We start from the raw sequence: 12710 nt of genomic DNA, 5'->3' as shown, positions 1-12710 counted from the left end.
ACTCCTCCACCGCACCCCGCGGAGGCCACACACCGAAATCGAAGAAACCCGCAGGCGACGGATCGGCCTGCACAGCCAGCACACCCGTCACGTGGAGCGTCCACGGATCCGTGTCCAGGGCGTCCTCGGTACGGGAGTGGATCTCCAGCGCGCGGTGTCCGGACTCGTCCGCGGCTCCCACCCGCACCTGGAGGCGGACCCCGCCGCGTTCCGGCACCACCAACGGCGCCACGACCGTCAGATCCTCCACACGGTCACAACCCGCCTGCTCACCCACCCGCAACGCCAACTCCAGGAACCCCGTCCCCGGAAACACCACAACCCCAGCCACCACGTGATCCCGCAACCACCCATGCGAAACCAACGACAGACGACTCGTGAACAACAACTCGTCACCGCCGGCCAGCTCGACCGCCGCCCCCAGCAGCGGATGCCCGGCCGACCCCAGACCCAGCGCCCCCAGATCCCTGGTCGCCCATGCGGAGGTGCCGGGCCAGAAGCGCTGTCGCTGGAACGCGTACGTCGGCAGGTCCACGTGCGGTGCGGCCTTCGGGGCGGCGAAGACCGCGGCCCAGTCGACTACCGAGCCCTGAGTGAAGAGTTCGGCGGCTGCGGTGAGGAGAGCGGCGGCTTCGGGCCGGTCCTTGCGCAGGGTCGGGGTCAGCAGACGCCCCGAACCCTCGATGCTCCCCTGCGCGAGCCCAGTCAGCGTGCCGTCCGCACCCAACTCCACGAACCGCGTGACCTGCTGCCCCTCCAAACACCGCACACCATCGGCGAACCGCACCGGCCGACGCACCTGATCCACCCAATACCCGGCCGACATCAACTCCGCAGCCGACGCCACCTCACCACTCACCGTCGAAACCACCGGAACCCGCGGCTCGGCATACACCACACCCTCAGCAACCCGCCGAAACTCCTCCAACACCGGCTCCATCAACGGCGAATGGAACGCATGACTCACCCGCAACACCGTCGACTTACGGCCCTGAGCACGGAAATGCCCCGCGACCTCCTCCACCGCATCCCGCTCACCCGACACCACCACCGACCGCGGCCCGTTCACCGCAGCAAGACCCACACGGCCATTCAGCAGCGGCAAGGTCTCCTCCTCCGACGCCTCCACCGCCACCATCGCCCCACCCACGGGCAACGCCTGCATCAAACGCCCCCGCGCCACCACGAGTCGGCACGCATCAGCCAGCGACCACACACCCGCCACATGCGCGGCAGCGAACTCACCGATGGAATGCCCCATCAACACATCCGGCCGCACACCCCACGACTCCAACAACCGGAACAACGCCACCTCGAGCGCGAACAACGCAGGCTGCGCGAACTCCGTACGATCCAGCCGCTCCGCGTCCTCGCCGAAGACCACCTCCCCCAGCGAGAACGGCAGTTCCGCGTCAACCGCATCGAAAGCCTCGGCGAACGCCGGGAACGCCTCGTACAACTCCCGCCCCATGCCCACGCGCTGCGAACCCTGCCCCGCGAACAGGAAGGCGGTACGCCCGCCGGTCTGTGCGGAGTTCTGTACGACGTGAGGTTCGGCACGGCCTTCGGCCAGCGCACTGAGGGCATGCACCAGTTCGTGGCGGTCCGCGGCGATGATCACCGCGCGGTGCTCCAGTGCGATCCGGGTCGTGGCCAGGGCCAGGGCGGTGTCGGCGAGGGAGAGGTCGGACCGGGCCTCCACGAAGGCGGCCAGGCGCTCGGCCTGGGCGGGCAGTCGGCCACCGGCCGCGGACAGCACCCACGGCAGGACCCGCGGGAGCTCCGGCCCTTCCCCGGTCCTCTCCACTTCCGCTCCCGTAGCGGGGGCCTGTTCGAGGATGACGTGGGCGTTGGTGCCGCTGATGCCGAAGGACGACACACCGGCGCGGCGCGGACGGTCATCCGGCCGCGGCCACTCCACGTTCTCCTTGAGCAGGGAGATCTCACCGGCCGACCAGTCGACGTGCGAGGACGGCTCATCGATGTGCAGGGTGCGCGGCAGGATCCCCTGCCGCATCGCCATCACCATCTTGATCACACCGCCGACACCCGCAGCAGCCTGCGTATGACCGACGTTCGACTTCAACGACCCCAGCCACAGAGGCTGTTCACGATCCTGGCCGTAGGTGGCCAACAACGCCTGCGCCTCGATCGGATCACCCAGCGGCGTACCCGTACCGTGCGCCTCCACCGCATCCACATCCGCAGGCTTGAGCCCGGCACCGGCCAGGGCCTGGCGGATCACCCGCTGCTGCGACGGACCGTTCGGCGCCGTCAGACCATTGCTCGCACCGTCCTGGTTGACGGCACTGCCGCGTACGACGGCCAGCACCTGGTGCCCGTTGCGACGCGCATCGGAAAGCCGCTCCACCAGGAGCAGACCCACACCCTCGGCCCACGCCGTACCGTCCGCACCGTCCGAGAACGCCTTGCACCGACCGTCCGACGCAAGACCCCGCTGCCGCGAGAACTCCAGGAACGTCTCCGGTGTCGACATGACCGTGACACCACCGGCCAACGCCACATCGCACTCACCTGAGCGAAGCGCCTGCGCGGCCAGATGCAGCGCCACCAGCGACGACGAGCACGCCGTGTCCACCGTCACCGCAGGACCCTCGAAACCGAAGGTGTACGCGATACGGCCCGACGCCACACTGCCGGTGTTCCCGGTCAGCAGGTAGCCGTCAGCGCCTTCGGCCGTGCCCCGCAGCGACGAGCCGTAGTCCTGGGCCATCGCACCGGCGAAGACGCCGGTGCGGCTACCACGCAGGCCTGACGGATCGATGCCCGCCCGCTCGAAGACCTCCCACGACGTCTCCAGCAGCAACCGCTGCTGCGGATCCATCGCCAACGCCTCACGCGGCGAGATCCCGAACAACCCCGCATCGAACTCCGACGCCCCGTAAAGGAACCCGCCCTCACGGACATACGTACGCCCGATCCGCCCCGGCTCCGGGTCGTAGAGACCGTCCAGGTCCCAGCCGCGATCGGTCGGGAAGCCACCGATCGCATCGCTTCCCTCACTGACCAGCCGCCACAGATCCTCAGGCGACTCGACACCACCGGGGAAACGGCACGCCATCCCCACGATCACCACCGGATCGTCGCCCGCGGTCATCACCGCGGGCAGCGTGCCGGTGGTGTCCGGCTGCTCCTCTCCACCGAGCAGCTCCGTCTTGATGTACCGGACCAGGACAGCGGGCGTGGGGTAGTCGAAAATCAGGGTGGAGGGAAGCCGCATGCCGGTCGCGGCATTGACGCGGTTGCGCAGTTCGACCGAGGTCAGGGAGTCGAAGCCGAGTTCCTTGAAGGTGTGCTCCGCGTCGATGTCGGTGGCGGAGGCGTGGCCGAGCACGGCCGCCGCGGCGCCATGGACCAGGTGGGACAGGAGGCGGTCGCGGTCGGCGGGCGGCGTCGCGGCGAGCTGTGCCCTGAGGTCCTGATGGTGCGTTCCGGTGCCGGCCTCGGCCTTACGGCGGGCGCGCACACGGACCAGGGAGCGAAGCAGCGGGGGAATGTCGTCCGCGGTCCGCCGCCGCAAGCCCGTGAGGTCGAGGTCGACCGGCAGGACAGCTGCGCGTTCCAACCCGGCACCGCCCTCCAGCGCGGTGTCCAGCAGTCCGAGTCCGCGCTCCGGATCCAGGGGCAGCATGCCGCTGCGTGCCATCCGCCGCAGGTCCGCTTCGGTGAGGTCGGCGGTCATGCCGGCGCCGGGCGCCCATGGGCCCCAGGCGAGAGAGGTGGCGGGCAGGCCGGAGGAACGGCGGCTCGCGGCGAAGGCGTCCAGGAAGGCGTTGGCAGCCGCGTAGTTCGCCTGCCCCGCACCGCCGAACGTGCCCATGACGGAGGAGAAGACGACGAACGCCGACAGGTCGGCGCCACGGGTCAGCTCATGCAGATGCACCGCCGCATCCGCCTTCGGCCCCATCACCCGGGACATGCGCTCCGGAGTCAGGGAGCCCACCACGCCGTCATCGACGATGCCCGCCGTGTGCACCACGGCCGTCAGCGGATGGTCACCCGGCACCGCGGCCAGTACGTCCGCCAGCGCCGCACGATCCGTGACATCCACGGCCGACACTTCTACGTGCGCTCCTACGTCGGCCAGTTCGGCGACGAGTTCGTCCGCGCCCGGTGCCTCCGCACCGCGACGGCTGGCCAACACCAGGTGGCGTACGCCGTGTTCGGTGACGAGGTGCTGCGCGACGAGCGCGCCCAGGCCACCGGTGCCACCGGTGATCAGCACGGTGCCGTCCGGATCCAGCGGCGCCGGGACCGTGAGAACGACCTTGCCCACGTGCCGCGCCTGGGAGAGGTACCGGAACGCCTCCGGAGCACGCCGCACATCCCAGCACGTGACCGGCAGCGGTGCCAGCACCCCCGCCTCGAAGAGGGTGACCAATTCGGAGAGCATCTGCCCGATCCGTATCGGGGCCACGTCCATCAGGTCGAACGCCCGATATGCCACACCCGCATGCTCGGTGGCGACGGTCACCGCATCGCGGATGTCGGTCTTGCCCATCTCCAGGAAACGGCCACCGCGCGGAAGCAGTCGCAGCGAGGCGTCCACGAACTCACCGGCGAGAGAGTCCAGCACCACATCCACACCACGACCACCGGTCGCGTCCAGGAACGCCGCCTCGAAGTCCGTATCCCGGGACGAGGCGATGTGACGGTCGTCCAGCCCCAGACCGCGCAGCGTGTCCCACTTGCCCACGCTCGCCGTACCGAACACCTCAGCACCCAAGTGACGCGCCAACTGCGTCGCGGCCATACCCACACCACCGGCAGCCGCATGCACCAGCACCGACTCCCCCGACCGCACACCCCCCAGATCGGTGAGAGCGTGATACGCCGTCAGAAACACAATCGGCACCGACGCAGCCTCCGCAAACGACCACCCCGCCGGAACCCGCACCACCGTCCGCGCATCCGCCACCACAACCGGACCGAACGCACCCGAGAACATCCCGAACACCCGGTCACCCACGGCCAGTTCCGTCACACCCGGACCGACCTCGGTCACCACACCGGCGCCCTCAAGGCCGAAGTCCTCCGCATCACCGGGATACATCCCGAGGGCGTTGAGCACATCGCGGAAGTTGACACCCGCCGCCCGCACCCCGATACGGACCTGGCCAGGCGCCAACTCCGCTTCGGCTTCGGGGAAGGGGGCCAGGGCCAGGCCCTCCAGCGTCCCCTTCTCACGAATGTCCAGCCGCCACGACGAACCTGCCGACTCGCCCACAGGCACAGCCAGTTCACCGGCCGAAGAGCACCGACCGAGCCGCGGAACGAAGGCGACACCACCCCGTACAGCACACTCCGCCTCACCCGAGGCGAGCACCCCCGCGACAACCGACCACGACTCCACCCCACCATCCACATCCACCAGCGCGAACCGCCCCGGATGCTCCAACCCAGCCGCCCGCACCAGACCCCACACCGCAGCCAACGCCGGATCCGGAACCTCGTCGTCGAGGCCGACCGCCCCCTCCGTGACGATCACCAGACGGGCGCCCTCGAACCGCTCCTCCCCAAGCCACTCGCGTACCCACGCGAGTGTGTCCGCAGCGACGGCATGGGCGGCCGTCTGCGCGCTGCCGACGGGGCGCTCGGCCCGGACCAGTACGTCTCCTGCCACGTGCTCGTCCGGGGCGGGGAGTCCGGCACGCACCTCGGGCAGCGGTCCCTCCGAGGCCGGCACGCGGGCCCAGTCGATCTGGAACAGGCCGTCCCGGGAGCCGCCCTCGTCCTGGGTGAGCGCACCGGGCGCCTCGCGCAGCACCAGCGACTCCACGGAGGCCACCGCGCCCCCGGTCGTGTCCGCCAGTTCCAACGCCACCGCGTCGGGGCCCACGGGAACCACGCGCACCCTCAGCTCGCGCGCTCCGGTGGCCCACAGCGACGCGCCGGTCCACGAGAACGGCAGCCGCAGTGAATCCTCGGCGCCGAACACCCCTCGCAGGACGGCGTGCAGGGCGGAGTCCAGCAGCGCCGGGTGCAGCCCGAAGCGCTGTGCCAGTTCCTCGTGTTCGGCGGGCACGGACACGTCGGCGAAGACCTCGTCGCCGCGCCGCCAGAGGCCACGCAGGCCCTGGAACACGGGGCCGTACGACAGCCCCGCCCCGGTGAAGCGCTCGTACGCCCCCTCGGTCGACTCGGCGACGGCGTCCCGCGGCGGCCACACGGCGAAATCGAAGAAGTCCGCGGGCCGTGCCTCCGCCTCGGGGCTCACCACGCCGGTGGCATGGAGCCTCCACGCGTCGCCGTCCGAGGCCCCGTCGGGGCGGGAGAACACGCTGACGCCGCGGCGGCCCGCGTCGTCCGGGCCGTTCACCAGCACCTGGACGTGCACGCCGCCCCGCTCGGGGAGCACGAGGGGCACGGCGATCGTCAGATCCTCCACCCGCTCGCAACCGACCGCGTCGGCGCTGCGGAGGACGAGTTCCAGGAATCCGGTTCCGGGGAACAGGACCGCGCCCGCGACCACGTGGTCCCGCAACCATGGATCGCTCCGCAACGAGAGGCGACCGGTGAACACCACGCTTTCGGAGTCGGCCGGCGCAACGGCCGCTCCGAGCAGCGGGTGGTCGGTGGCGGAGAGGCCGAGGAAGGAGATGTCGCCTCCGCGCCGCTCCCCGGCCGGACTGGGCCAGTAGCTCTTGTGCTGGAACGCGTACGTCGGCAGGTCGACGGTGCGCGCCCCGCTCCCGGCGAAGACCGCGGGCCAGTCCACCTCGCCGCCGCGGGCGAACAGCCCTGCGACCGCGGCGAGCACCGCTCCCCCCTCCGGCCGGCCCTTGCGCAGCGACGGCAGCAGCAGCGCCTCGCCGCCGTCCGCGTCCAGGACCGTCTGGGCGAGGGCGGTGAGGGTGCCGTCGGGGCCCAGTTCGATGAAGCGGCCGACGCCCATGCCGGCGAGTGTGCGCACGGCATCGCCGTAGCGGACGGTTTGGCGGACGTGCCGCACCCAGTGGTCCGGGGACATGAGCTCGGCAGGGTCCGCGGTCGTGCCGGTGAGCGTGGAGACGATGTCCATCCGGGGCTCGCCGTACGAGAGCCCTTCGGCCACCGAGCGGAACTCGGCCAGCATCGGCTCCATGAGCGGCGAGTGGAAGGCGTGACTGACGCGCAGAGCGGTCGTCTTACGGTCCTGGGCGCGGAAGTGGTCCGCGATCTCCTCCACCGCGTCGGCGTCACCGGCGATCACGACCGCCTGCGGACCGTTGACCGCGGCGAGGTCCACCCGGTCGTCCAGCAGCGGCTCCACCTCGTCCTCGGACGCCTGAACCGCCACCATCGCGCCGCCCTCGGGCAGCTCCTGCATCAGCCGGCCCCGGGCCACGACGAGGCGGCACGCGTCGGCAAGCGACCACACACCCGCCACATGAGCCGCGGCGATCTCACCGATCGAATGACCGGCCAGCACATCGGGCCGAACGCCCCACGACTCCAGCAGCCGGAACAGCGCCACCTCGAGCGCGAACAACGCAGGCTGCGCGAACTCCGTACGATCCAGCCGCTCCGCGTCCTCGCCGAAGACCACCTCCCGCAGCGAGAACGGCAGTTCCGCATCCACCGCGGCGAACGCCTCGGCGAACACCGGGTGCGTCTCGTACAACTCCCGTCCCATGGCGCTCCGTTGGGAGCCCTGACCCGCGAAGAGGAAGGTCAGTTTCCTGCCCGAGCGCTCGACGGTGCCGTTGACAGTCCCGGAGCCGGGCTCGCCCTCTGCCAGGGCGCGCAGTCCGTGTGCCAGTTCCTCCCGGTCGGCTGCCAGGACCACGGCGCGATGGTCCAGCGTGCACCGCGTGGTCGCCAGCGACAGTCCGATGTCGCGGGGGGAGAGTTCGGGGTCGGCCGCCAGGAGGGTCCCGAGCCGGGCCGCTTGCGCGCTCAGGGACGCGGGGTCCGCGGCGGAGAGCGGCAGCGGTACGGTCCGGCCGTCCGCGCGTACGGAGTCGTCCTCGTCGTCGCGAGCCTCGGGTGGCGGGGCGGGTTCGGTCGCCTGCTGAAGGATGACGTGGGCGTTGGTGCCGCTGATGCCGAACGACGACACACCCGCGCGGCGCGGGCGCCCCGTCTCGGGCCACGTACGCTCCTCGGTCAGCAGCCCGATGTCACCGGCCGACCAGTCGACGTGCGAGGACGGCTCATCGATGTGCAGGGTGCGCGGCAGGATCCCCTGCCGCATCGCCATCACCATCTTGATCACACCGCCGACACCCGCAGCAGCCTGCGTATGACCGACATTCGACTTCAACGAGCCCAACCACAAAGGCTGTTCACGATCCTGGCCGTAGGTGGCCAACAACGCCTGCGCCTCGATCGGATCACCCAGCGGCGTACCCGTACCGTGCGCCTCCACCGCATCCACATCCGCAGGCTTGAGCCCGGCACCGGCCAGGGCCTGGCGGATCACCCGCTGCTGCGACGGACCGTTCGGCGCCGTCAGACCGTTCGACGCACCGTCCTGATTCACCGCCGACCCGGCGACGACCGCCAGCACCCGATGCCCATGACGACGCGCGTCCGACAAACGCTCCACCAGCAGCAGACCCACACCCTCGGCCCACGCCGTACCGTCCGCACCGTCCGAGAACGCCTTGCACCGACCGTCCGACGCCAACCCCCGCTGCCGCGAGAACTCCACGAACATCTCCGGACCCGCCATGACCGTCACACCACCGGCCAACGCCAGATCACACTCACCCGCCCGCAACGCCTGCGCAGCCAGATGCAACGCCACCAACGACGACGAACACGCCGTGTCCACCGTCACAGCAGGACCCTCGAAACCGAACGTGTACGCAATACGACCCGACGCCACGCTCGACGTCGTGCCGGTCAGGACGTAGCCGTCGGACTCTTCGACGCCCTCCCGCAGGCGGGCCCCGTAGCCCTGCTCCACGAGGCCGGCGAAGACGCCGGTACGGCTGCCACGCAGGACCGACAGGTCGATACCCGACCGCTCGAAGACCTCCCACGACGTCTCCAGCAGCAACCGCTGCTGCGGATCCATCGCCAACGCCTCACGCGGCGAGATCCCGAACAACCCCGCGTCGAACAACGCGGCTTCGTGAAGAAAGCCGCCCTCACGCACGTACGTACGGCCGGCCCGGCCGGGCTCCGGGTCGTAGAGCCCCTCCAGGTCCCAGCCACGGTCGGCCGGGAACCCGCCGATCGCATCACCCCCCTCGCTCACCAACCGCCACAGGTCCTCGGGCGACCCGACCCCACCCGGGAACCGGCACGCCATCCCCACGATCACCACCGGATCGTCGGCCTGCCTCGCTCCTGCGGGCAGAGCGGGCGCGGTGTCGGCCTCGGTGCCGAAGAGCCGGGAGGCCAGACAGCCGGCGACGGCGTCGGACGTCGGGTAGTCGAACAGCAGGGAGGACGGCAGGGGCAGTCCGGTCGCGGCCTTGATGCGGTTACGGAGGTCGACGGAGGTGAAGGAGTCGAAGCCGAGGTCCTTGAAGGTGCGCCGGGGCTCGACCTGGTCCCCGGAGTCGTGGTCGAGGATGGCTGCCGCTTGGGTGCGGACCAGGTCCAGCAGTGCGGTGTGCCGTTCGCGGGGTGCGAGGCGGGTGAGGCGGTCGCGCAGGGGTGACGTCGTGTCGCCGTCGTCCTCGGCGTCGGCGCCCGGCCCGTCGTCGGTGGGCGGAGAGGCCGGGGAGGCCACGGCATCGCGGACAGCGATGGGCGACGGGACGCGCCCGGCGGGTTCGGGCAGCCAGTAGCGGCGGCGCTGGAAGGCGTACGTCGGCAGTTCCGTGCGCCGCGCGCGGTGGGCGGCGAACACGGGGGTCCAGTCGACGGGGAGTCCCCGTGTGTGCAGGGCGGCAAGGGCCGTGAGGAACGCGAGCGCCTCGGGGCGGTCCTTGCTGAGGGTGGGGACAGCGAGTCCGTCGTCGGCGCTCAGGCTCTCCTCGGCCAGGACCGTCAGCGTGGCGTCCGGGCCCAGTTCCAGGAAGTGCCGGGCACCCTGCTCCTGAAGTGTCCGGATGCCGTCGGCGAACCGCACGGGGCGACGGACGTGCTGCGTCCAGTAGTCGGGGGACGTCAGTTGTTCCGCCGTTGCGGTACTGCCGGTGACGTCGGAGACGACGGGGATGGTGGGCTGGCTGTAGGTGACGGAGTCGAGTACCGCGCGGAACTCGTCCAGCATCGGCTCCATCAGCGGTGAGTGGAACGCGTGGCTGACGCGCAGAGCCGTGGCCTTGCGGTCCTGGGCACGGAAGTGGGCTGCCACCTCCTCGACGGCCTCGGCCGCACCGGAGACCACGACCGAACGGGGGCCGTTGACGGCGGCGATACCGACCCGGTCGTTCAGCAGGGGCAGCACCTCGTCCTCGGACGCCTGGACCGCGACCATCGCGCCACCCCCGGGCAGCGCCTGCATCAACCGCCCGCGGGCGAGGACCACGCGGCACGCCTCGGCCAGGGACCACACACCGGCGACATGGGCGGCCGCGATCTCGCCCACGGAGTGACCGAAGAGCACGTCGGGGCGTGCACCGAAGGACTCGGCGAGGCGGAAGAGGGCGACTTCCAGGGCGAACAGGGCGGGCTGCGCGTACTCGGTCCGGTTCAGACGCTCCGCGTCGTCACCGAAGACGATCTCCCGCAGGCTGAACGGCAGTTCCGCGTCCACCGCGTCGAAGGCCTCGGTGAAGACCCGGGACGTCCCGTACAACTCGCGTCCCATGCCGAGCCGTTGCGACCCCTGCCCCGCGAAGAGGAACGCGGTGGGGCCCTGTCCGGCCGCGTCCGCGGCGCCGGCCGAGTCGGCCGGGACCTGGTTCACGGAGGGTTCGAAGACTCCGGTGACGACGTCCGGCGAGGGGGTCCCCTCCGCCAGGGCGGTCAGGCCGCGCACCAGGTCCTCGTGGTGGGTGCCGAGCACGACGGCGCGGTGTTCGAAGCGTGTCCTCGTCCGGGCCAGGGAGAAGGCCGTGTCGGCCGGGTCGGGCGCGGAGCCGTTCTGCAGACGGGTGAGCAGCCTGCGGGCCTGGCCCCGAAGGGCCGTGTCGGTACGGGCGGACAGGATCCATGGCAGCGGGACGCGGGAGGCACCGGGCGGAGCGGTGTCCGACACGGTCGTGTGGGGCCATTCCTCCAGCACCACATGGCAGTTGGTGCCGCCCATCCCGAAGGAGCTGACGCCTGCCCGACGCGGCCGGTCCTCGTGCGGCCAGGGCCGGGACTCGGCCGCGACCGCCACATTGAGGTCGTCCAGGGGGATGGCGGGGTTGGGGGTCTCGAAGTTCAGGCTGGCCGGGATCTTCCCGTGGCTGAGGGAGAGAACGGTCTTGAGAAGCCCGGCGACGCCGGCCGCGCCCTCGAGGTGGCCGATGTTGGTCTTGACCGAGCCGACGAGCAGGGGCGTGCCGTTGGTGCGTGCGCGGCCGCAGACCGCTCCGAGGGCTGCCGCCTCGATGGGGTCGCCGAGCCGGGTTCCGGTGCCGTGCAGCTCGACGTACTGGACGTCGGCCGGGTGGACCCGGGCCTGGCGGTACGCGAGGTGGAGCACCTCCTCCTGGGCCTCGCGCAGAGGTGCGGTCAGGCCGTCGCCGCCGCCGTCGTTGTTGGTGGCACTGCCGCGGATCACGCAATGGATGCGGTCGCCGTCGGCGATCGCGCGGGCGAGCGGCTTGAGGAGGACGAGGGCGCCGCCCTCGCCGCGTACGTAGCCGTTGGCGCGCGCGTCGAAGGTGTAGCAGTGGCCGTCGGGGGAGAGCGCGCCGAAGCCGACCGAGGCGAGGGCGCTGTCGGGGGCGAGGGTGAGGTTCACGCCGCCTGCCAGGGCGAGCCGGCTCTCACCGCGCCGCAGGCTCTCGCAGGCCAGGTGCACGGCGACCAGGGAGGAGGACTGTCCGGCGTCGACGGTGAGGCTGGGGCCGCGCAGGCCGAGGACGTAGGAGAGACGGTTGGCGATGATGCCGCGGTTGAGTCCGCTGAGTGTGTGCCGGCCGGCGTCGGTGCCGAGCCGGCGGGCGAGGGCGGCGTAGTCGTCCCAGATGGCGCCGACGAAGACGCCGGTGCGGCTGCCGCGCAGCCCGGCGGGGAGGACGGCTCCTTCTTCCAGCGCCTCCCAGCCGAGTTCGAGGATGAGGCGCTGCTGGGGGTCCATGGCCGCGGCCTCGCGCGGGGAGATCCCGAAGAATCCGGGGTCGAAGCGGTCGACACCGTCGACGTAGCCGCCGCGGCGGACGGTGCCGGGGGCGGCGGGGTCGGCGTCGGGAAGGGATTCCCAGCGGTCCTCGGGGGTTTTGGTGACGGCGCTTTCGCCCTCGATCAGCAGGCGCCAGAATGCAGCCGGATCGGGTGCCTGCGGAAAACGGCAGGAAATTCCGACGACCGCTATCGCATTGTCGGCCGCCGTCGCGCCCTTTTCCCCGGACGGGATACGGGCCGTGTCCCCGGGAAGGGGATGCGGCTGCCCGGGGGATTCCGGTCCCCGAAGGGATGCCGACGCGTTTTCCCGCGCCTGTGCGTCTTCTGGCAACACGGCCACTGCCTCCGCCCTACGGATCCAGCACATTCCCTGGCCGCGCATTCCGGCCGGATCCGACTGCCGCGCGACCGGCGAGACGATCGATGGGTTGCGATGCGATGCGATCGATGGTTACGCCGGTTTTCATACTGGCTGCTGCCTGCTGGCCAGTCGCGCAGGCACCCTGTGATCTAGGGAGACTTCTAAG

Annotated in this window: 1 protein-coding gene; it reads right to left on the bottom strand. The window is 71.0% G+C overall.

Features of this window, described 5'->3' with window-relative positions:
* Window positions 1-12523 (bottom strand): SDR family NAD(P)-dependent oxidoreductase (locus tag ABZ822_RS31365; protein ID WP_360861641.1); only part of this gene is annotated, 12523 nt, incomplete at its 3' end.
* Window positions 12524-12710 lie beyond the last annotated feature (187 nt).

The organism is Streptomyces sp. NPDC047108 (genome assembly GCF_040643575.1).
Lineage (GTDB): Bacteria > Actinomycetota > Actinomycetes > Streptomycetales > Streptomycetaceae > Streptomyces.
This window is presented reverse-complemented; position numbering and strand designations above follow the sequence as displayed.